This window comes from Klebsiella sp. RHBSTW-00215, from assembly GCF_014103785.1.
Classification (GTDB): domain Bacteria; phylum Pseudomonadota; class Gammaproteobacteria; order Enterobacterales; family Enterobacteriaceae; genus Klebsiella.
Map to the genome: position 1 here is coordinate 3,154,537 of NZ_JABXQS010000001.1, position 21,053 is coordinate 3,175,589.

The following is a 21,053-nucleotide window of genomic DNA, read 5'->3' on the forward strand; positions in this document are numbered from 1 at the left end:
ATTCTTTGGGTTAATGGTTTAGGGGTAAAAGATGCTTACGCTAGTAGAGATCCTCATTGGGATTGTGGTCATTGTGGGCGTCGCCCGCTATATCATTAAAGGCTATTCAGCCACCGGCGTGTTGTTCGTCGGCGGTTTAGTATTACTCATCGCCAGCGCACTAATGGGGCATAAGATTCTACCTGGTGATGCAAAGAGCACTGGTTACTCCGCCACAGATATTATCGAATACGTCAAGATTCTGCTCATGAGCCGCGGCGGCGACCTCGGCATGATGATAATGATGCTCTGTGGTTTCGCGACCTACATGACGCATATTGGTGCCAACGACATGGTAGTGAAACTGGCCTCAAAGCCGCTGCGCTATATTAACTCTCCATACCTGTTAATGATCGCCGCCTATTTCGTGGCCTGCCTGATGTCGCTGGCAGTCTCTTCAGCGACCGGTCTCGGCGTGCTGTTGATGGCAACCCTGTTCCCGGTGATGGTCAACGTCGGCATTAGTCGCGGCGCAGCAGCCGCTATTTGCGCCTCTCCAGCAGCGATCATTCTCTCCCCCACTTCTGGCGACGTGGTGCTAGCCGCCAAAGCCGCCGAAATGCCGTTGATAGACTTTGCCTTTAAAACCACCCTGCCTATTTCCATTGTGGCCATCATCAGCATGGCTATCGCCCACTTTTTCTGGCAGCGCTATCTCGATAAAAAAGAAAATGCCTCGCACGAAATGCTGGATGTGAACGAGATAACCACCACAGCCCCTGCTTTTTACGCCATCCTGCCGTTTACACCGATCATTGGCGTACTGATTTTCGACGGTAAATGGGGTCCGGAACTACACATCATCACGATCCTCGTTCTCTGCATGCTGTTGGCCGCAGTACTAGAATTCTTTCGCGGCTTTAATACCAAAAACGTGTTTAATGGGCTGGAAGCCGCTTACCGAGGTATGGCGGATGCTTTTGCTGGCGTAGTCATGCTGCTGGTTGCCGCAGGCGTCTTTGCCCAAGGGCTGAGCACCATTGGTTTTATCAATGGCCTGATTTCTATCGCCACCTCATTTGGTTCAGCCAGCATTGTCCTGATGCTGGTATTGGTGATACTGACAATGCTAGCGGCGATGACCACCGGTTCCGGCAACGCACCATTCTATGCCTTCGTTGAGATGATCCCGAAGCTGGCACACTCTTCCGGAATCAATCCCGCTTATCTTTCCATCCCGATGCTGCAGGCGTCTAACCTTGGACGAACTATTTCACCCGTCTCCGGCGTGGTGGTCGCGGTTGCCGGGATGGCAAAAATATCACCTTTTGAAGTGGTTAAACGCACCTCAGTCCCCGTTCTGGTTGGGCTGTTGGTCGTTATAGTCGCTACCGAAATTTTGGTCCCGGGCAGTGCTATTCACTAGCCGTGAAACCACGCGAAAAGGCGCCTGTTGGCGCCTTTTTTATGCTTTAATAACTCAATGTTATTAATGACCGTCAGTCATCAGGAATAAAAATGTTCAGGAAGGATTTCGTCGCCATTGCTCTGTTGCTTATTTCTACTCAGGCCAGTGCAGACCCGCTAATAGCAACGCAATACGGCGATTTCGACCGCTACGTGCTGGCCCTCTCCTGGCAAACGGGATTCTGCCAAAGTATGCATGACAAAAACCGTAGCGAGCCGGATGAGTGTCGTTTACAGCAAGAAAGCGCAAATAAAGCCGATTTCCTGACCGTACACGGGTTATGGCCCAGTTTGCCAAAATCCATCGCCGCACGCGGCGTAGACGAACGTCGCTGGATGCGTTATGGCTGCGCGACACGTCCACTCCCTAACATGCCAGAAGCCAAAGCCGGAAGAAAATGCCAGGCAGCGGAAACCGGTCTGTCGCTAGAGATGGCGAATAAACTCAACGGTGTGATGCCAGGTTCCGGTGGCAATTCGTGCCTTGAACGCTATGAATATGCCAAACACGGCATTTGCTTCGGTTTTGATCCCGATAACTACTTCGGCGCTATGGTTCGTCTGAACGGTGAAGTCAAACAGAGTGCTCTGGGGGTATTCCTCGCGCAACACTATGGGCAAACCGTGAGCCGTGAGGGTTTCGATGCCGCAGTCGCGCAATCCTTTGGAAAACAGAACGTTAAAGCGTTTAAATTAACCTGCAGCGGCAACCCTGCCTATCTGACCGAGATGCAAATCTCGATCAAAGCCGCAGCCATAAATGCCCCACTTTCCGCAGATTCATTTTTGCCTCAGCCCCATCCGGGTAACTGCGGTAAGCAATTTGTATTAGATAAAGTGGGTAGCTAAAGGAAGCAGACTCTGATGCCGTTATCATAAATTTCATATGGCTCAGCTATTGATCATTGATGAATGTGCGTTTAATCACTTCAAACCATCGACAAGTCTCAGTATGATGAGAGGACATTAACCCTTGCCATTTTCGGCGAGGGTTTTCTTTTACGGATAGGTTCCTGGATAACATGGAGTATGCGATGACCAGACCCGCAATCATCATTAATGAACTCGATGCAGAACGCATCGACCGACTGCTGGAACAACCGGCTTTCGCCAACTCTCCGGTGGCGGATGCATTGAACGACGAACTGGACCGGGCACAGATGCTCGCCCCGGAAGCCATGCCGCATGATGTCGTCAGCATGAATAGCCAGGTCAGATTTCGCGATTTAACAACGGGTGAAGAACGCGTACGTACGCTGGTTTTCCCCTCTCAGGTCACGGATAGCGCTACGCAGCTATCGGTCATGGCCCCGGTCGGCGCAGCCCTACTGGGCCTGAAGGTTGGTGGTACCATTCACTGGGAATTACCCGGCGGCACCTCAACGCATCTTGAAGTACTGGAACTACTGTACCAACCGGAAGCCGCAGGCGATTATCACCGTTAATCTCCCTACTGCCTGAGGCGTTTCGCGCTTTATTCAGAGGATGTATTCGCATCCTCTTTCTGCATATTTCACTGCCCTTGCTGCTTTTGACAAATTTTTACCCCCTCCTCTACCCGATCTGACAGTTTTGCGACCTGAATGGCACAATATTCTCCTATAATATGTTGATATAGAAACCAACGAACAAGGAGGAAGCATATGTACAAGACGATCATTATGCCTGTTGATGTTTTTGAGATGGAGCTGAGCGATAAAGCCGTCCGCCATGCGGAGTTTTTAGCCCAGCAGGACGGGGTTATCCATCTCCTTCACGTACTTCCCGGTTCATCAAGCTTCACAATGAGTCGCTTCACAGCAGACCTGCGTCGCTTTGAAGAACATTTACAGCATGAAGCAGAAACCCGTCTACAAACGATGGCCGGGCATTTCAGCATTGATCCATCGCGAATCAAGACGCATGTCCGTTTCGGCACCGTGCGTGATATGGTCAATGAACTAGCAAATGAAATTAAAGCCGATGTAGTGGTAATTGGTTCACGCAACCCTTCAATCAGCACGCATCTGCTGGGTTCCAACGCCTCAAGTGTGATTCGCCACGCCCATATCCCGGTAATGGTTGTTAGGTAAGCTGAACGTGATTGAGATAAAAAAGAGGCTACCCCAGGGTAGCCTCTTTACTTTGCAGGTTTGGTCTTACTTTATTATGAATTATGCAATCGTAGTGCGAATCAGGTAATCGAACGCGCTCAGGGACGCTTTCGCACCTTCGCCCGTGGCGATAATAATCTGTTTGTACGGTACGGTGGTGCAGTCACCGGCAGCAAAGACGCCCTTCACGTTGGTTTCACATTTCGCATCAATGATGATTTCACCCATGCGGTTACGTTCAACTGCGCCTTCCAACCAGTTGGTATTCGGCAGCAGACCGATTTGCACGAAAATCCCGGACAGCGCCACGTGATGCTCATCGCCGCTAACACGGTCACGATACTGCAAACCGGTTACCTTACTACCGTCACCCACCACTTCCGTGGTTTGTGCATTCAGAATAATATCGACATTCTTCAGGCTGCGAACTTTATCCTGTAACACCTGATCCGCCTTCATTTCCGGCGCAAACTCAAGCAGAGTCACATGTTCAACAACTCCGGCGAGATCAATCGCCGCTTCAACGCCTGAGTTACCGCCGCCGATAACCGCAACGCGCTTACCTTTAAACAGCGGGCCATCGCAGTGTGGGCAATAGGTTACGCCTTTAGTACGATACTGATCTTCGCCTGGCACGTTCATGTTACGCCATTTCGCACCGGTCGCAATAATAACGCTACGCGCTTTCAGCACCGCGCCAGAGGCGGTCTCAATCTGATGCAGACCCCCTTCAACGGTAGCCGGAATCAGTTTAGATGCGCTCTGAGAGTCAATAACATCGACATCATATTCATTGACGTGCGCTTTCAAAGCGCCAGCCAGTTTCTGGCCTTCGGTTTTCGGCACTGAGATATAGTTTTCGATATCTACGGTATCCAGCACCTGGCCGCCAAAACGTTCCCCCATCAGGCCAGTACGAATACCTTTACGTGCGGAGTACACCGCCGCCGCCGCACCTGAAGGGCCGGAGCCAACAATTAGCACATCATAAGCTTCACGTTTGTTCAGCTCTTCCGCCGCGCGTTTTTCCGCGCCGGTATCGACTTTGGCAACGATCTCGCTCAGCGTCATACGACCCTGGCCAAATTCCTGACCGTTCATAAATACTGCCGGAACGCCCATCACGTTGCGATCGGTGATTTCGTTCTGGAACGTGCCGCCATCAATTGCCGTATGCTTGATGCGCGGGTTCAGTACCGCCATCAGGTTCAGCGCCTGAACAACATCCGGGCAGTTATGGCAGGTCAGTGAATAATAGGTTTCAAACTCAAAATCACCGTCGATATCGCGTATCTGCTCCAACAACGTCTGCGCTTCTTTTGAAGGATGACCGCCCATCCACAGCAATGCTAAAACTAAAGAGGTGAATTCATGTCCCAGCGGAGAACCAGCAAAGCGCGGCCCCTGCTGTGAACCCGGATTCGTAATCAGGAAAGAAGGCTTGCGCACGGGCAGGCTATTTTCTTCTTTAAAGGTGACTTTGTCTGACAGTTCAGCAATTTCAGCCAGCAGTTCCCTGATTTCTGCCGATTTAGCGCCGTCATCCAGCGTGGCAATCAGCTCAACAGGTTTAGTCAGTTTCTCAAGATAAGCCTTGAGCTGGGTTTTCATGTTGGTGTCGAGCATTTTTAATCTCCTGGGCTAAAAACATCATCATGCAAACGGCCTGGTCCAGGCTGCCTGAATGCGCTTGCATCATAGTGTTGGAATAAAACGGGCGCGGCGCACCCGCTTGAGGATTAATTCGCCAGTATTTCGCGTGACAGGAAGGCAGCAAGCTTATGAATCCCCGGGAGCTTACATAAGTAAGTGACCGGGGTGATTAAGCGAAGCCAACACACCTGTAGCGCGAAAGACGCTGCAAATTTTAGATCTTACCGACCAGATCTAAAGAAGGAGCTAAAGTCGCTTCACCTTCTTTCCACTTAGCCGGGCAAACTTCACCTGGGTGAGAAGCTACGTACTGAGCAGCTTTGATTTTACGCAGCAGGTCAGACGCATCACGGCCGATACCTTCAGCGGTAACTTCGATTGCCTGGATAATACCCTGCGGGTCGACAACGAAGGTTGCACGATCTGCCAGACCTTCATCTTCACGCATATTCTCGAAGTTACGGGTAAGGGCGCCAGTCGGGTCACCGATCATCGCGTATTTGATTTTCGCGATGGTATCAGAGCTACCGTGCCATGCTTTGTGGGTAAAATGAGTGTCAGTAGAAACGGAGTACACATCGACCCCCAGCTTCTGCAGCTCTTCGTAATGGTCCGCAACGTCGCCTAATTCAGTCGGGCATACGAAGGTGAAGTCAGCCGGGTAGAAGAAGAAGACGCTCCAGCGGCCTTCGGTATCTTTCTCGGTAACTTCGATGAATTCACCGTTTTTGAATGCCTGGTTTTTAAAAGGTTTGATTTTGGTATTAATTAAGGACATCTATACTTCCTCCGTGTTTTCGTTGAGGTCTAAGTTAACGAATTTTTCCTGACTCGACCAATGCGTTTGCATTATCAAATCAATAAGCGTTATCTAACAACCGGAACAAGACAACTTTGTGAACCTATCAATGCGATCGCAGCCTTACGCCGCTTTTCACATCATATGTTGCTGAAAAGTAAAAAGGCCGCCCAATCAGGCGGCCCCGTTACCTGAAATACCCGCAGGTAGATTCAGCGCCAGGCTGACTGGCTATGTGTTGCGCTCTACACCTTAATGTAACAGCATAGGGATTACATCACCCGCGGGCTTAAAGGGCAATCTACCCAGTTCCAGGTCCTACCTATGGCTGCAATAGGTTTTACCACTATACTTACTCTACCCATTGATTTAACAAGGAATGATCATGTTAAAACGTCTGTTTTTCCTCAGTCTTTTACCCTTATGCAGCTATGCCGAGGATCTTCCCGCCCCCGTAAAAGCAATTGAAAAACAGGGTATTACCATCATTAAGTCCTTCGAAGCGCCTGGCGGAGTAAAAGGTTGGTTAGGAAAATATCAGGATATGGGCGTCGCCATCTATCTAACGCCTGATGGCAAGCACGCCATTTCAGGCTATATGTATGATGAGAAGGGTACCAACCTCAGCGAACAGTTATTTCAGAAAGAGCTGTATACGCCTGCAGGCCAGGTGATGTGGAAAAAGCTGGAGGGAGCCAGTTGGCTTCTTGACGGCAAAAAAGAGGCTCCCATTATCCTGTACGTATTTGCTGACCCGTTCTGCCCCTACTGCAAACAATTCTGGCAACAGGCTCGTCCGTGGGTAGACGCAGGAAAAGTTCAGTTGCGCACCCTCTTAGTCGGTGTCATCAAACCTGAAAGCCCAGCTGCGGCGGCAGCGATTCTTGCCAGCAAAGATCCGGCGAAGACCTGGCACGACTATGAACAATCCGGCGGTAAGATGCGGCTGGATGTGCCAACGTCCATTCAGCCAGAACAAATGAAGGTACTTAATTTCAACCAGCAATTAATGGATGAACTCGGTGCTAACGTGACCCCTGCTATTTATTATATGAATAAAGAAAATACACTTCAGCAAGCGATCGGGCTTCCAGATAAAGAAAAACTACAGATTATGATGGGTGCAAAGTAAGCATTCTTAAACTAACGCATTCTGCCTGGTTTGCCAGTACACAAAAGGATCTGGCGGAATGCGCTTCTGTGGTATATATTTAGATAAACTTAATGCAATGCTTAGTTTTAAATAATAAAAAAATGAATAATCACACAGTGAATATCATGCAAGCACATAATAATCCCTTTTTTACTCTCGCCAACTTAACAGGACGTTGATAATGGCTAATCTTTACGATCTCAAAAAATTTGACCTTAACCTATTGGTTATTTTCGAATGCATTTACCAGAATTTAAGTATCAGTAAAGCAGCGGAAACCCTCTTTATTACCCCTTCAGCGGTCAGTCAGTCACTACAGCGCCTGCGAAATCAACTTAATGACCCGCTGTTTGTCCGCTCTGGTAAAGGGATAACGCCCACGACGGTAGGCGTTAACCTGCATCATCATCTGGAAAAAAATCTTAACCAGCTCGAACAAACCATCAATATCACCAATCGTTCCGAGTTAAGAAAACGCCTCGTTGTTTATTCGCCGCAACTTTTTATCACCCCAAAAACAACAAATTTAATTCATATGTTATTAGATGATTCACATCTTCATGTTGAACATCACGATCTTTTGGCGTCGGGGGAATCCGTCGAGAGCTTGCTATCCTACCGTAAAGCCGATCTGATATTTAGTACCTCGTCGCTATCATCCCGGGCCACGGTGTGCAAACCTATTCAGGAACTCGAGATTTCGCTTGTTTGCAATGAGAACCACCCTCGATTAGCGTCGCTAACGACAACTAAAGCCATACTTCAGGAGAGCTTCACGTATTATCTTTCTAATGACCTGGGGGCTAAATCCTTTCAGAGTCAGGCAGCAGGTCTTCTGGCTGATAGAAAAATCTCTTTTAGTAGCGACTCCTACATCGCGATTCTTAATGTTATTCAGCAAACTAATTTAATTGGTTTTGTACCGACCTGCATTCTGGAACATATAAGTTTCAAAAATAAATTTAGAATTATAGATACTCCTTTCAAAATCCCAACAGTCATGATTCACATGCTTTACAATCGCGTTAATCTTGATGATCCCAACTTCATGAAATTCATCAATGATTGCGAGACAAATAGTATTTTTGCATGATTAACAGCCATGCATCACCAATATGAATGATAACTAATATCTTGATTAAGAAAGAAATATAATGTAACTACACAGTATCTTTGATATCAAAGGAATAATGGCTGTGTCTTTTATAAAACTTCCATTACCAGAATCCGTTCTGCAAGCCAGTCAGCAGCGAATAGAGTGGGTAATGGAAAACTTCTCTCGCATTTGCGTCTCCTTTTCCGGCGGAAAAGACTCCACAACCATGCTGCACCTCACCGCGCAGCATGCTCGTCAAACAGGTAAAAAGATTTGCGTTCTATTTATTGACTGGGAAGCGCAATTTTCCTGTACCATTGCCCACTGCGAAAAGATGCGCGAAGAATATCACGACGTCATTGAACAATTTTATTGGGTGGCATTACCTTTAACGACCCAAAACTCCCTCACCCAATTTAATCCAGAATGGCAATGCTGGGAACCCGGCACTCCCTGGGTCCGGCAGCCTCCAGAGGATGCTATAACCGACCCTGGCTATTTCTCGTTTTACCAACCAGGAATGAGCTTTGAAACCTTCGTCCGTGAGTTCGCCGACTGGTTTTCACAAAATCGCCCCGCAGCGGTTTTGGTCGGTATCCGCGCCGATGAATCCCTGAATCGTTTTATCACTATCTCTTCCCAACGCAAACTGCGCTTTGCTGACGACAAACCCTGGACCACCTCAGCACCCGGCGGTCACGCGTGGTATATCTACCCTATCTACGACTGGAAGACCGCCGATATCTGGACCTGGTTTGGCAAAAGCGGTCTGACCTACAACCCACTCTATAACCTGATGTACCAGGCAGGCGTCCCGTTACGCTATATGCGGATCTGCGAGCCCTTCGGCCCGGAACAGCGCCAGGGGCTATGGCTTTATCATGTATTAGAACCCGAGCGCTGGGCCGCGATGTGTCAACGCGTCAGCGGCGTGCACTGCGGCGGCGTCTACGCCGGGCACGATAATAAGTTCTACGGGCATCGCAAGATGGATAAACCCGAGCATCATACCTGGAAAAGCTACGCCCTGTTTTTGCTCGACAGCATGCCGGAGAAAACAGCGGAGCATTATCGCAATAAAATTGCCGTCTATCTCCATTGGTATCAAAAACAAGGGATGATGGATATTCCCGACACCCAGGCGGCAGATATCGGCTCCAAAGACATTCCTTCATGGCGGCGCATCTGCAAGGTGCTATTGAACAATGATTACTGGTGCCGCCAGCTCTCTTTTAGCCCAACCAAATCTAATCAATATAAACGCTACCGTGAGCGTATGAATCAAAAGCGTCAGCAATGGGGGATATTATGCAACGACAATTAATTCAAGAACTTGAATGCTATCTTCAGTCATTGAGGGGAGAGGAGGAAAAGATTACAGCACTTAACGCCTTTCGCCAGATTTTACATGAATATAGTCCATTCAAATCACAACCCGTCGATTGCGTATTATGGGTCAAGCAGGAGACCGTTACGCCTAATGATTACAACCCAAACAACCTTGCTCCGCCGGAAAAAAGGCTGCTATTCACCTCCCTGGAAACAGATGGTTTTACTCAGCCCATCGTGGTGCTGAAACAGGGACAGGAACACTACTCGATTGTCGATGGTTTTCATCGCCACGAGCTAGCCAACGGCAAAGCAGCGCTGAAAAAACGACTGAAAGGCTATCTCCCCGTCACCTGTCTGGAGAGCAGTACCGCTAAGCGCGACTCCCTGATGGCTGCCACCATTCGCCACAACCGGGCGCGCGGGCGTCATCAGATTCATGCAATGTCGGAGATTGTCCAGGAGCTGGCGCATCTCGGCTGGTCAGACGATAAAATCGGCAAAGAATTAGGAATGGACTCAGATGAAGTATTACGCCTGAAGCAAATCAACGGTCTGGTGGAGATGTTCGGCGACCGTCAATTCTCTCAGGCATGGACCGTTAAATAGCTACAAACGACACAGGCGTTCTGCCGCAGCCAGCAGCGTTGCTGGCTGTTTCGCGAAGCACAGGCGAATCAGCTTATGCGGGAACGGGTCAGCGCAGAATACCGACAGCGGAATCGCCGCCACGCCAATTTCTGTGGTTAGCCAGCGGCAAAAACTCACATCATCCAGATCCGAGATTGCGCTGTAGTCCGCCAGCAGGAAATAAGTCCCTTCACAGGGCAAAATTTCAAGACGGCTAGTACGCAGCGCATCAATAAACAGATCCCGACGCTCGCGGTAAAACTCCGGTAGCTGACGATAGTGCTCCGGTTCGCTGCGCAGCATATCGGCAATCGCCAGCTGAGCAGGCGTATTGACGGCAAACGTCAGATACTGATGCACTTTACGCAGTTCAGCGCTAATGGCGGCAGGCGCCACGCAGTAACCCACCTTCCAGCCGGTCATGTGAAAAGTTTTGCCGAATGAAGAAACCGCCACCGCCCGTTCGCGCAGCTGCGGATGCGCCAGCACGCTGGCATGTCCTTCGGCGGCAAAGCAGATATGTTCATAAACTTCATCGCTAATCACATAGATTTCACGATCGGCAACCGCCTGCCACAGAGCAGCGAAATCTTCGCGCTGCCATACCGTCGCCGACGGATTGTGCGGGGTATTGAGGATAACCAGCCGGGTTTTGTCGCTAAGCGTTTCGGCAAACTGCTGCCAGTCAACGCGAAAATGAGGGGGCTGGAGAGCAATACGCTTGAGCACACCGCCCGACAGCTCAATCGCTGGGGCATAGCTATCATAGCTCGGGTCAAAGCAGATAACTTCGTCACCGGTGCGCACCAGCGCTGTAATCGCCGCATACAGCGCTTCCGTCGCCCCAGCAGTGACAGTCACGTCGCTGTTAGCATCGGGGCGGTAACCGTACAACTCTTCGGTTTTGTCGACTATCGCTTCGCGTAGCGCCGCCACGCCGGTCATCGGTGCATACTGGTTGGCCCCCTGCGCAACATGATACGCCAGCCGCTCCTGCAAAAAGCGCGGGCCATCAAAATCCGGAAAGCCCTGCGACAGGTTAATCGCCTGATGCTGCTGAGCCAGGGCGCTCATTTGGGTAAAAATAGTGGTGCCTAATGAAGGGAGTTTACTCTCAGGAATCAGTGGCTTATTGCTCATTCTTTTTGTACCGTCTGTGATGCTGTTGTTGAAGCCACTATAACACGATGCTAATATTTGGCAATCAAGACGCTTAGACGTCTAAATGATAATGTTATTTCGCTTATGATTTAAATGCAGCTAACAACACAACGCCACCGTCAGCACGACCCACCGCTCACTCTGGAGAACTCATGATCCGCGCTATCGTGACCGATATTGAAGGCACCACCAGCGACATTCGCTTCGTCCATAACGTCCTGTTTCCCTACGCCCGCGAACGCCTGGCCGGCTTCGTTACCGCTCAGCAGTTTGTCGAGCCGGTAAAGACCATCCTCGATAACCTGCGCGAAGAGATAGCCGAGCCTGGAGCCAGCACCGCGCTGCTTATCGACACCCTATTTGCCTTTATGGATGAAGACCGCAAATCTACCGCTCTGAAGGCGCTACAGGGAATTATCTGGCGCGACGGCTATGTGAACGGCGACTTCACCGGCCACCTTTATCCGGATGTTCTTCCGGTACTGGAAAAATGGAAGTCTCAGGGTGTTGATTTGTATGTATATTCCTCAGGCTCCGTTGCCGCGCAGAAATTGTTATTTGGCTACAGCGATGAAGGTGATATTACTCATTTGTTCAACGGCTATTTCGATACCCTGGTAGGCGCTAAGCGTGAAGTGCAGTCCTACCGCAATATTGCTGAGCAACTGGGGCACCCTCCTGCCGCGATCCTGTTCCTGTCCGATATCCATCAGGAGCTGGATGCCGCAGAAGAAGCCGGTTTCCGTACCGTACAACTTGTGCGCGGCGACCGCGACCCGGCCAGCCATCATCCGCAAGTTCAGCGTTTTGACGATATTCATCCGGAGCAGATCCCAGCATGAGCGCATTAACCATTTTTTCCGTGAAAGACCCGCAAACCCCGCTCTGGCACAGCACCAACGCCGAAGAGATCCAGCAACAGCTCAACGCCAAAGGCGTACGTTTCGAGCGCTGGCAGGCCGACCGCGATTTAGGCGCGGCACCGACTTCAGAAACGGTCATTGCTGCCTATCAGCATGCAATTGATAAGCTGGTTGCAGAGAAAGGCTACCAGAGCTGGGACGTGATCAGCCTGCGCGCGGATAACCCGCAGAAAGATGCGCTGCGGGAAAAATTCCTTAATGAACATACTCATGGAGAAGACGAAGTGCGCTTCTTCGTCGAAGGCGCCGGTCTGTTTTGCCTGCATATTGGCGATGAGGTGTTTCAGGTCCTGTGCGAAAAGAACGATTTGATTTCCGTCCCTGCGCACACGCCGCACTGGTTTGACATGGGGTCAGAACCGAACTTCACCGCGATCCGCATTTTCGATAACCCGGAAGGCTGGATCGCCCAGTTTACCGGCGACGATATCGCCAGCGCCTACCCGCGCCTGGCATAACGCCAGAATTTAGTTTCCCGGAGGCGCATGGCGCGCCTTGTCCGGGTTACCCACCCCGTAGGCCGGGCAAGGCGCCAGCCGCCGCCCGGCAATTCCCGGCACCTAAGCCCGAAGAAACCTCGGTGGATCGAAAGCGGTCACCGGTGGCAGTACATCACGCCACGGTTCAATTTCCACCCAGCAACTTTGGGCGCTACAGCCCTGCCCCAGCCGCGAGCTTCCGCGATCTTCAGTTAACACGTTAGGATTACCGTGCTTATCCAGCGAACCCTTTTCATTTGGGTCCAGCGGATCGTACCAGGCTCCGGTCGACATCTGCACTACGCCTGGCAAAATCTGTTCGCTAAGATGTACCCCGGCCAGAATCGCCCCACGGGCGTTATAAACCTTCACCACGCTGCCTTCGCTAATGTCCCTCGCCTGCGCATCCAGCGGGTGCATCCACAACGGCTCACGCCCCTGAATTTTTGTCGCCCGGCTTACGCTACCGTGATCGTACTGACTATGTAACCGGGTACGCGGCTGGCTGGAGAGCAGATGCAGCGGCCAGCGCGCTGCTTCTTGCCGTTGCCAGGCCGCCTCCTGCTCATCCCACCATGGGTGACCGGGGCATTCACGATAGCCAAATCCGGCGATAGTTTCGGAAAATAGCTCAATCTTGCCGGACGGCGTAGAGAGCGGATAGCGCTGCGGGTCGGCGCGAAAATCGGCCAGAAATACCTGCGGTTTTTCAGGCGTGCTGTATTCCAGTACCCCTTGTTGCCAGAACGCCTCGAACGACGGCAGCTCAATTCCCTCTTCCCGGGCGCGTGGTCGCGACTCTTCATAGATTTGCCGTAGCCACTGCCCGGCATCACGTCCTTCGCTAAAGCGCTCGCCGCAGCTCAGCCTTTCGGCAAGGTCGCAGAAGATGGCGTAATCGTCGCGCGCTTCGCCTACCGGCGGGATCTGCGCGCTCATGGCAATCATAAAGCCGTCGTGGCCGCCGCTGCCGATATCTTCCCGCTCAAGCGAGGTGGTGACCGGCAGAACGATATCGGAGAATTTGGCCTGCGCGGTCCAGTACTGTTCATGTACCACGACGGTTTCCGGCCGCCGCCAGGCTTCACACAGACGGTTAATATCCTGGTGATGATGAAACGCGTTGCCGCCCGCCCAGTAAACCAGGCGAATATCGGGATAGCGCAAATGCTGACCGTCAAACTCATAGGCTTCGCCCGGATGCAGCAGCATATCGGAGAGCCGCGCCACCGGGATCACGCTGTTCACCGCGTTTTTGCCAGCCGGAAGACGTGGGCCGGAAAACGCTTTACGCGCCGCTCCCGCCAGATTGGTACAGGCATAACCAAATCCCAGCCCGCCGCCCGGCGTACCAATTTGCCCCAGCAGCGCGGTGAGCGCTACCGTTGCCCAGTAAGCCTGCTCGCCCTGACGCGCCCGCTGAATGGACCAGGAAATATTCACCATCGTGCGCTTGCTGGCCATCTCACGTGCCAGCGCAATAATCTGCGGAGCGTCAGTGCCGGTTATCACCGCCGCCCACTCCGGCGTTTTCGCGACGCCGTCACTCTCCCCTATCAGGTAGGCGCGATAAGTTGCAAAGCCCACCGTATGGCTGGCGACAAAGCCGCTGTCGTACAGGGATTCGTTAATCAGAACGTAACAGAGCGCCAGCAACAGAGCGGTATCGGTCCCCGGACGAACGGCAAGCCACTCGGCGCTCTCCACGGCGCTCAGATCATTACGCACCGGGCTGATATTGACGAAACGCGTTCCCTGCTCCTGCATCTTCTCCAGCCAGTATTTCAGCATATGGTCGTTGGCGCCGCCGCCGTTGACCTGCGAATTACGCAGCGGCAGGCCGCCAATCGCCACAAACAGCTGGCACTCCCGCGCCAGGTCGGAGAAATGGGTATGCTGACGGTGCAGTGGGCTTAGCGGCCCGAGGATATGCGGCAGAATGCGTTCACCCGCCGCGCTGCTGTAGGTGTTGGTGCTGGCGGTATAGCCGCCGAATGACTTGAGGAAACGGTGCAACTGGCTTTGGGCATGGTGAAAACGCCCGGCGCTGGCCCAGCCGTAGGAACCGCCGAAAATGGCTTCATTGCCGCAGCGCGCTTTGACCGACTTCAGCTCGCGGGCCAGTAGGTCGAGCGCCACCTCCCAACTCACTTCTACAAACGGCTCTTTGCCACGACCCTCTCGCGAAGCCGGGCCATTTTGCAGGTAACCCGCGCGTACCGCCGGGCGACGAATTCGCGTCTTGCTGGTGACCGCATCGGGCAGCGACTGACCGATACTGGAGGGATTTTTATCCCAGGGCACCGGCGTCACCGTATCAATCTTGCCGTCGCGAGCCTGTACTTGCCAGGTTCCCCAGTGCATCACGGTCAGATTATGTTGTTTTCTCATATTGTCTGTTTTTTCTCACCCGATAAAGGTCGCCATAATAAAGCGCGCGAATCTTGGGAATAAAATACGTATCACCATACAATCTGCTACAGAGAAAGGATTCTCCACGCAGAATAGGTCTACGTTATTCCAGGATGCGATATATTACAGCGACAGAATAATTATAATTACGTAGCAATCTTTATTTGAATAAATAAGACTTGCAAGCAAATTAAATCCACAAAATAAAAATGGATAAAATCGCATCATGAAATATTTTCAGGTTGCAGATGACAAATTTACGTTTTCCTCAGGCAAATCTGCGATATAACATTGTTGATATAACTTAGACATATTTTGTATTTGAGGTTGCATGGCTGTTATTGTCATGCTACTGCTCCGCAGCCACCTCCATCACAGGACCATAATAAGAATGTCGCAGAAAATGAAATTATTGCCCATCGCGCTGGGTCTGCTCTCGCTCGCCTCCGTTAACGCCCTGGCGGCCGATGCCTTATCGCTTCAGGGGAAAACTATCGGCGTCGCCGTTGTCGGCACGCAGCACTTCTGGGATCGTGAAGCCTATAAAGGTGCGACCGAAGAGGTAGAGAAACTGGGCGGTAAAGTGATCGGCGTCGACGGTGGCCGTGACAACCAGGTTCATGCCAATAACCACGATATTTTGCTGTCGCGCAAAGTTGATGCGGTAATTAGCATTCTGGGCGATAGCGCTGTTGAGCCTAAATTCAAAGCGCTGCGCGATGCGGGCATTCCGGTATTTACCGTTGACCACGTTTCAAAATACTCCGTCAATAACACCACTTCCGATAACTACACATTAGGCTCGACCATTGGTCGTTATATGGCCGATGAGCTAGGCGGCAAAGGCAACGTTGCAGTATTTAACGCCTTCTCCAGCTCCCTGCGTATTTGCGGCATTCGTTATGACCAGTGGAAATATGTCCTTAAGGATTACCCGGATATTCATATTATTCAGCCAGAGCTGGCAGAACAGTTTGCCAACTCACCGGAAGATGCGCGTAAGAAAACCCTCGAACTGCTGAGCCAATATCCAAAAGGTAAGCTCGACGCCATCCATGTTGCCTGCTGGGATCAGCCCGCTATCGGTATTGTCCAGGCGCTGGAAGAGACCGGGCGCGATAAAGACGTCAAAGTCACCGCCATCGATGCCGGCCCGGAAACGCTGGAAATCATGGCCGAGCCGGGCAGCCCGTTCGTTGCCAACGTCGCTCAGCAGCCGCACCTGATCGGCCAGACCTCTGCCGACAACGTCGCCCGCTACTTCGACAAGCAGAAACTGCCGGTACAAACCTTTATCCCGGTGGTCCCGGTGAAAGGCCCGCAGGAAGCGAAAGCGGTCTACAAACAGCTGGGATATGGCGAACTGCAGTGATCACTCAATCTACCGGCGGGGCCAATCCCGCCGCTGGTCTGGCGATGAACCAGATCAGCAAAAGCTTTGCCAACGTGACTGCATTAAATGCGGTCACGCTGCTTCTGAACCCTGGCGAAATTCACGGCCTGATCGGCGAGAACGGCGCGGGAAAATCGACGCTAATTAAAATTCTTGCGGGCGTCTATCAGGCCGATAGCGGCAACGCCACGCTCGACGGCGCACCCCTGCCGCTCGGTAATCCGGCGGCTATTGAAGCGCTGGGCATTCGCGTCATTCACCAGGAGCTCAACCTGATCCCGCACTTTACCGTCACGGAATCGGTGTTCCTCGGCCAGGAGTACCGCACCCGCTGGGGCGCGCTGGACCGACGGCGGATGAATGCCGCGACCGAGGCGTTTTTCCGCGACAGCTGGCAACTGGAAATCAATCCGCGCCGCCTGATCCGCGATCTCAGCCTTGCCGAGCGCAAGCTGGTACAAATCGCCCGAGCGCTGATTGACGGCGCGGCAAAGTTGGTAGTGTTCGACGAACCCACCGCGCCGCTGGAAGCACAGGAAGCCAGCCTGGTCTCGTCGGCCATCTTGCGCCTTCGCGAGCAAGGGATCGCGATTCTTTATATTTCCCATTATCTCAACGAAATCGCCGCCCTTTGCGATCGCGGCACGGTGCTGCGTAACGGCGAGGTTGTCGGCTATCCCGACCGGGACCTCCTGCAGAATACCGATGCGCTAATCAAAATGATGGTCGGGCGCGATATCGAACAGCTCTATACCCCGCGTCAGAGCAGCGCTCAGGCAGTCGATACCGCCGTACCGGTGCTGTCGGTTCGCCATCTCAGCGACGGCACGCAATTAAACGATATTAGCTTTGATATTCAACCGGGCGAGATCGTCGGCGTGGCGGGTCTGCTTGGCGCAGGGCGCGACGTGCTGGTCGATCTTCTCTACGGGCTGCGCCGCGCCCGTAGCGGCACGATTAACATCGACGGCGAGCCGAAACGACTGCGCACGCCCTATCAGGCCACCCGCGCCGGGCTGGCGCTGGTCCCGCGCGACCGTCGCCATCAGGGGCTGATTCTCCCCTTCTCTACTGCCGACAATATTAACCTTGCCTCGCTGCCGGATACCGCCACCTTCGGCTGGGAACACCGAGGGCGGGCACTGGAAAAAGCGCACAGCTGGATTGAACAGCTCTCCATCCGCCCCGGTCGCCCGGAACTGCCGGTGCGCTTCATGAGCGGCGGCAACCAGCAAAAGGCGATTCTCGCCCGCTGGCTGGGCACAGACGCGCGGCTATTTATTCTTGATGAACCCACGCTCGGGGTCGATATCGGCGCGCGCAGCGATATTTATCAGCGCACGCGCGAACTGGCGGAGCGCGGTCGCGGCGTGCTGGTTTCTTCCAGCGACGCGCCGGAACTGCTGGGCCTTTGCGACCGCATCCTGGTGATGTGGCGCGGCGAGCTGGTGGCCAATCTTCCGACCCAGGGGCTGACGCTGGACGCCCTGCTGGTGACGATCAACGGTGGACAGGAACAACAGGTATGAGTGCAGGTATCCAGCGCCGCCCCCTTGCGGGCATAACGACGCTAATCGAAAAATTCCCCCTGATTCTCTTTTTCGCGCTGCTGGTCTGGCTCAGCCTCCAGTCGCCGTTTTTTTTAAGCTGGCAAAATATCAGCATGATGCTGGTGCAGAGCGTGCCGCTGGCGATCCTCTGCTTCGGTCTGGTGTGCGTGATTGCCGTCGGCGGCGATGACGTGGTTTCCGGCGGCATCGACCTCTCGCTGCCCGCCATCGCGGTGCTCGGCGTAGCGCTGCTGAGCCTCGGCATGACGGAGTGGAATACCCCTTACCTGCTGCTGTTTTTACTGCTGATTGCCGTCTGCCTGGCCTGCGGTGCGGTCAACGCCACCCTGGTGCTGGCGGCGGGCCTGCCGCCGCTGCTGGCAACCCTGTCAACCTCCGTCGCCTTCACCGGGCTGACTGACCTGCTGACCGGGCAGCGGCGCATCGCGGTAAACGACCCGCTGATGGTGGCCTTTCGCGATAACAACCTGTTCGGCATCCCGTGGCCGCTTATCTACCTGCTGGCGGTCTTCGCGCTGTTTCAGTTTCTGCTCCATCACTCCCGCTTTGGCCAGCATTTACAGGCGGTAGGCGGCAACCGCGATATGGCGCAGATGAGCGGACTCAATGTGCGCCGTTTGACCATCATCGTCTGGCTACTGGCGGGGATCGCCGCCGGTCTGGCGATTTTACCGCTGCTCAGCCAGGGCTCCGGCAGCTCCAGCGGCACGGCAACGCCGTTGTTGCTGGAAACCGTCCTCGCCACCTTTATCGGCGCGGCGTTCTCGCGGCGTCGCGTGGTCACCATCTGGGGCGCGCTGCTCGGCGCGGTGCTGGTCAACGCGCTCTCTAACGGGCTCGGCCTGCTGGGGGTAAACATTTTCTGGATGGGCGCGATTAAAGGCGGCCTGATCCTCGTAGTGCTGGCGGCTTCGGCGGTCAGACATAAAGGAGGCAACTGATGAGCCAGTTGACGCTCAAGACCCCATCAACGGGGCAAACCGCAGCGAATCCGCTGGCGTGGCTGTCGCGGGCAGGATTCGGCGTGATTACTCTGCTGGCGATTGCCCTGTTCGGCTGGGCAAATCCGGTTTTTTTGACCTTTGATAACTGGGCGAATCTGCTGCAGGGCAGCGCGATCCTGCTGATTGTGGCGATGGCGATGACCCTTATCGTCAGCGCCGGGGCGATTGATCTCTCCGTCGGCGTGGCGCTTGATTTTGGCGCGGCTTTTGCGCTGGTGGCGCTGAAAACCTGGCACCTGCCGTGGCAGGCTGCGGTCGGCTGCGCGCTGCTCGGTGGGGTGATTATTGGCCTGCTGAACGCCTTCCTGATCCTTATCTGCCAGATTCGCCCGTTCCTCGCCACCCTCGGCACCTGGTTTATCGCCAGCAGCGCCGAGCGCATTTATACCGACGGCGGCGGCTCCATCTCTTATCGCCGGATGGCACCGGAATATCACGATCTGGCAGTCGGCAATATCGCCGGAATTCCAACGCCGGTGGTGATTGTGCTGGTGCTGTGGCTGGCGGCGTGGCTGATTACCGAACGTACGCTGTTCGGCAAATACGTTCGCGCTATCGGTCAGAACGGCGAAGCGGCGCGTATCGCCGGAATTCGCGACCGCCGCACCATGCTGTGGGTGCTGGTGGCGGCCTCCGCCCTGTGCGCCGTCGGCGGCGTTATCCTTTCCGCCAACTTGCGCCAGTTTACGCCGCTGGCCGGTCAGGCCTATCTGATGGACGCTATCGCCGCGGTATTTATCGGCACCGCCTTTAACCGACTGGGCCGGGTCAGCATCGCCGGAACCCTCGGCGGCGTGCTGTTCCTCGCGATTATTGATAACGGCCTGAACCTGATGGGGCTTAACTATCTGGTGAAAGATGCGCTGGTTGGCGTGATTCTGGTCGTTGCGCTGGCCCTTTCCTTCTGGCAGGCGCGCCTGCGTCAAACCCATCGTTAAGCGGAGCTCTCATGGCAACCTTTGACGCCGCCTTTGTCGGCCTGACTATTCTTGATATCGCCGGTCGCCCGGTTATCGACATCCCGCCGCGCGGCGGGGTGGCCTTTATTGAACAGATTCGCCTTAATCCCGCAGGAACCGCCGCAGGGGCCAACATTAACGCAGCCAAGCTGGGGATTCGTACCGCAGCGGTAGCCTGTCTGGGCAAAGATGAAAAAGCTGATTTTATCCTCGCCAGCTATGCGCGGCTGGGCATTGACTGCTCGCAGATCCAGCGCACGGCACTGAAGGAAACGTCGGCAACCATTCTACCCATCCGCCCCAACGGCGAGCGCCCGGCGCTGCACTGCCGGGGAGCTTCCGATGTCCTTTTCATCCGCGAAGAGGAGTTTGATGCGATTCTTGACTGCCGCTTCCTGCACCACGGCGGCACCGGCCTGCTGGCGGCGATGGACCAGGGGCAAAGCGCCCTTTTGCTGCAAGCGGCAAAGGCTCGCGGCGTCACCACCAGCTTTGATTTAATCGCGCCCAATGAGCACACCCTCGATCTGCTGCGCCCGCTGCTGCCGTCGGTGGACTACTTTATGCCTTCTCTTGAGGAGGCCGCGTATCTCTCTGGACAGGCGCAGCCGGAAACGATCGCCCGCTTCTTCTTCGAACTTGGCGTCGGGACCTGCATTCTGAAAGAGGGTGAAAACGGCTCCTGGCTGCTGACCCGCGACGGCGCAGTCGAGCATATCGCGCCGTACCGGGTCGATGCTGTCGACACCACCGGCTGCGGCGACAGCTACTGCGGCGGCTTTATTGCCGCGCTGGCCCGTGGATTAAGCGTCAAAGAGGCATGTGAGGTGGCCTCCGCCGTCGCCGCGCTGGTGGCGACTGGCATGGGATCGGATGCGGGCGTGGTCGACTGGGAGCACACGCTGGCATTTATGGCGGCTAACCGTCGCTGACAAAAAGCGTCGCCGCCGCA

The 21,053-nt window shown here is 53.8% G+C and carries 19 protein-coding genes; 15 read left to right on the forward strand and 4 right to left on the reverse strand.

Annotated elements, in window-relative coordinates:
• Positions 1 to 31: 31 nt before the first annotated feature.
• From dcuC to uspG, 4 genes are all read left to right on the forward strand, one after another.
• The gene (dcuC, locus tag HV127_RS14970; RefSeq protein WP_182236953.1) at positions 32 to 1,405 is read left to right on the forward strand and encodes an anaerobic C4-dicarboxylate transporter DcuC; all 1,374 of its coding nucleotides are present in this window, start codon (positions 32 to 34) and stop codon (positions 1,403 to 1,405) included.
• Positions 1,406 to 1,497: 92 nt separating this feature from the next.
• Positions 1,498 to 2,295 (forward strand): ribonuclease I, encoded by a 798-nt coding sequence (gene rna / locus HV127_RS14975; protein WP_182236954.1) that lies wholly within the window; start codon positions 1,498 to 1,500, stop codon positions 2,293 to 2,295.
• Between the two features lie 185 nt (positions 2,296 to 2,480).
• Positions 2,481 to 2,891 carry a nucleoside diphosphate kinase regulator gene (gene rnk / locus HV127_RS14980; RefSeq protein ID WP_110273321.1) on the forward strand — a complete coding sequence of 137 codons (411 nt, stop codon included), beginning with the start codon at positions 2,481 to 2,483 and terminating at the stop codon, positions 2,889 to 2,891.
• Between the two features lie 198 nt (positions 2,892 to 3,089).
• Positions 3,090 to 3,518, forward strand: a complete 429-nt coding sequence (uspG, locus tag HV127_RS14985) for a universal stress protein UspG (RefSeq protein WP_112214531.1) — start codon at positions 3,090 to 3,092, stop codon at positions 3,516 to 3,518.
• An 81-nt stretch (positions 3,519 to 3,599) separates the two neighbouring features.
• On the opposite strand, the gene ahpF is transcribed toward uspG, so the two are convergent.
• On the reverse strand, positions 3,600 to 5,165 hold the full coding sequence (gene ahpF / locus HV127_RS14990) for an alkyl hydroperoxide reductase subunit F (protein WP_182236956.1): 1,566 nt from the start codon (positions 5,163 to 5,165) through the stop codon (positions 3,600 to 3,602).
• Between the two features lie 241 nt (positions 5,166 to 5,406).
• Entirely contained in the window at positions 5,407 to 5,970 is a 564-nt protein-coding gene (gene ahpC, locus HV127_RS14995) for an alkyl hydroperoxide reductase subunit C (protein WP_052284784.1), read from the reverse strand.
• 406 nt (positions 5,971 to 6,376) lie between these two features.
• On the opposite strand from ahpC, the gene dsbG reads away from it, so the two are divergent.
• The 4 genes from dsbG to HV127_RS15015 all read left to right on the forward strand — a co-directional run bounded on the left by dsbG (position 6,377) and on the right by HV127_RS15015 (position 10,178).
• On the forward strand, positions 6,377 to 7,123 hold the full coding sequence (gene dsbG, locus HV127_RS15000; protein ID WP_182236958.1) for a thiol:disulfide interchange protein DsbG: 747 nt from the start codon (positions 6,377 to 6,379) through the stop codon (positions 7,121 to 7,123).
• A 202-nt stretch (positions 7,124 to 7,325) separates the two neighbouring features.
• On the forward strand, positions 7,326 to 8,237 hold the full coding sequence (locus HV127_RS15005; RefSeq protein ID WP_182236960.1) for a LysR family transcriptional regulator: 912 nt from the start codon (positions 7,326 to 7,328) through the stop codon (positions 8,235 to 8,237).
• Positions 8,238 to 8,340: 103 nt separating this feature from the next.
• On the forward strand, positions 8,341 to 9,564 hold the full coding sequence (locus HV127_RS15010; RefSeq protein WP_182236962.1) for a phosphoadenosine phosphosulfate reductase: 1,224 nt from the start codon (positions 8,341 to 8,343) through the stop codon (positions 9,562 to 9,564).
• Entirely contained in the window at positions 9,549 to 10,178 is a 630-nt protein-coding gene (locus tag HV127_RS15015; RefSeq protein ID WP_182236964.1) for a ParB/RepB/Spo0J family partition protein, read from the forward strand. The genes HV127_RS15010 and HV127_RS15015 overlap by 16 nt, the downstream gene beginning before the upstream one ends.
• On the opposite strand, the gene HV127_RS15020 is transcribed toward HV127_RS15015, so the two are convergent.
• Complete coding sequence (locus HV127_RS15020) at positions 10,179 to 11,324, reverse strand: pyridoxal phosphate-dependent aminotransferase (protein ID WP_182240658.1); 1,146 nt, start codon at positions 11,322 to 11,324, stop codon at positions 10,179 to 10,181.
• Positions 11,325 to 11,512: 188 nt separating this feature from the next.
• Here HV127_RS15020 and mtnC point away from each other — a divergent pair, with 188 nt between their 5' ends.
• Both mtnC and HV127_RS15030 read left to right on the forward strand, forming a co-directional pair.
• On the forward strand, positions 11,513 to 12,202 hold the full coding sequence (mtnC, locus tag HV127_RS15025; RefSeq protein ID WP_182236966.1) for an acireductone synthase: 690 nt from the start codon (positions 11,513 to 11,515) through the stop codon (positions 12,200 to 12,202).
• The gene (locus HV127_RS15030; protein WP_139538640.1) at positions 12,199 to 12,741 is read left to right on the forward strand and encodes an acireductone dioxygenase; all 543 of its coding nucleotides are present in this window, start codon (positions 12,199 to 12,201) and stop codon (positions 12,739 to 12,741) included. Before mtnC ends, HV127_RS15030 begins: the two co-directional genes overlap by 4 nt.
• Positions 12,742 to 12,843: 102 nt before the next feature.
• On the opposite strand, the gene HV127_RS15035 is transcribed toward HV127_RS15030, so the two are convergent.
• A complete protein-coding gene (locus HV127_RS15035; RefSeq protein WP_182236968.1) occupies positions 12,844 to 15,153 on the reverse strand; it encodes a molybdopterin-dependent oxidoreductase in 2,310 nt (769 codons plus the stop codon).
• A 412-nt stretch (positions 15,154 to 15,565) separates the two neighbouring features.
• On the opposite strand from HV127_RS15035, the gene HV127_RS15040 reads away from it, so the two are divergent.
• The 5 genes from HV127_RS15040 to HV127_RS15060 are packed head-to-tail and all read left to right on the forward strand — an operon-like array spanning position 15,566 to position 21,033.
• Positions 15,566 to 16,546, forward strand: a complete 981-nt coding sequence (locus HV127_RS15040) for a sugar ABC transporter substrate-binding protein (protein ID WP_110273311.1) — start codon at positions 15,566 to 15,568, stop codon at positions 16,544 to 16,546.
• 44 nt (positions 16,547 to 16,590) lie between these two features.
• Entirely contained in the window at positions 16,591 to 18,096 is a 1,506-nt protein-coding gene (locus HV127_RS15045; RefSeq protein WP_182240660.1) for a sugar ABC transporter ATP-binding protein, read from the forward strand.
• Positions 18,093 to 19,079, forward strand: a complete 987-nt coding sequence (locus HV127_RS15050; protein WP_182236970.1) for an ABC transporter permease — start codon at positions 18,093 to 18,095, stop codon at positions 19,077 to 19,079. Before HV127_RS15045 ends, HV127_RS15050 begins: the two co-directional genes overlap by 4 nt.
• Positions 19,079 to 20,080, forward strand: coding sequence for an ABC transporter permease (locus HV127_RS15055; protein WP_181483074.1), 1,002 nt, complete (start codon positions 19,079 to 19,081; stop codon positions 20,078 to 20,080). Before HV127_RS15050 ends, HV127_RS15055 begins: the two co-directional genes overlap by 1 nt.
• Before the next feature lie 11 nt (positions 20,081 to 20,091).
• On the forward strand, positions 20,092 to 21,033 hold the full coding sequence (locus tag HV127_RS15060; RefSeq protein ID WP_182236972.1) for a sugar kinase: 942 nt from the start codon (positions 20,092 to 20,094) through the stop codon (positions 21,031 to 21,033).
• Positions 21,034 to 21,053 lie beyond the last annotated feature (20 nt).

Bases quoted from the DNA above. Each gene is read 5' to 3' on its own strand.
- dcuC (WP_182236953.1), top strand. From the start codon at position 32: ATGCTTACGCTAGTAGAGATCCTCATTGGGATTGTGGTCATTGTGGGC.
- rna (WP_182236954.1), top strand. From the start codon at position 1,498: ATGTTCAGGAAGGATTTCGTCGCCATTGCTCTGTTGCTTATTTCTACT.
- rnk (WP_110273321.1), top strand. From the start codon at position 2,481: ATGACCAGACCCGCAATCATCATTAATGAACTCGATGCAGAACGCATC.
- uspG (WP_112214531.1), top strand. From the start codon at position 3,090: ATGTACAAGACGATCATTATGCCTGTTGATGTTTTTGAGATGGAGCTG.
- ahpF (WP_182236956.1), bottom strand. From the start codon at position 5,165: ATGCTCGACACCAACATGAAAACCCAGCTCAAGGCTTATCTTGAGAAA.
- ahpC (WP_052284784.1), bottom strand. From the start codon at position 5,970: ATGTCCTTAATTAATACCAAAATCAAACCTTTTAAAAACCAGGCATTC.
- dsbG (WP_182236958.1), top strand. From the start codon at position 6,377: ATGTTAAAACGTCTGTTTTTCCTCAGTCTTTTACCCTTATGCAGCTAT.
- HV127_RS15005 (WP_182236960.1), top strand. From the start codon at position 7,326: ATGGCTAATCTTTACGATCTCAAAAAATTTGACCTTAACCTATTGGTT.
- HV127_RS15015 (WP_182236964.1), top strand. From the start codon at position 9,549: ATGCAACGACAATTAATTCAAGAACTTGAATGCTATCTTCAGTCATTG.
- mtnC (WP_182236966.1), top strand. From the start codon at position 11,513: ATGATCCGCGCTATCGTGACCGATATTGAAGGCACCACCAGCGACATT.
- HV127_RS15030 (WP_139538640.1), top strand. From the start codon at position 12,199: ATGAGCGCATTAACCATTTTTTCCGTGAAAGACCCGCAAACCCCGCTC.
- HV127_RS15035 (WP_182236968.1), bottom strand. From the start codon at position 15,153: ATGAGAAAACAACATAATCTGACCGTGATGCACTGGGGAACCTGGCAA.
- HV127_RS15040 (WP_110273311.1), top strand. From the start codon at position 15,566: ATGTCGCAGAAAATGAAATTATTGCCCATCGCGCTGGGTCTGCTCTCG.
- HV127_RS15045 (WP_182240660.1), top strand. From the start codon at position 16,591: ATGAACCAGATCAGCAAAAGCTTTGCCAACGTGACTGCATTAAATGCG.
- HV127_RS15050 (WP_182236970.1), top strand. From the start codon at position 18,093: ATGAGTGCAGGTATCCAGCGCCGCCCCCTTGCGGGCATAACGACGCTA.
- HV127_RS15055 (WP_181483074.1), top strand. From the start codon at position 19,079: ATGAGCCAGTTGACGCTCAAGACCCCATCAACGGGGCAAACCGCAGCG.
- HV127_RS15060 (WP_182236972.1), top strand. From the start codon at position 20,092: ATGGCAACCTTTGACGCCGCCTTTGTCGGCCTGACTATTCTTGATATC.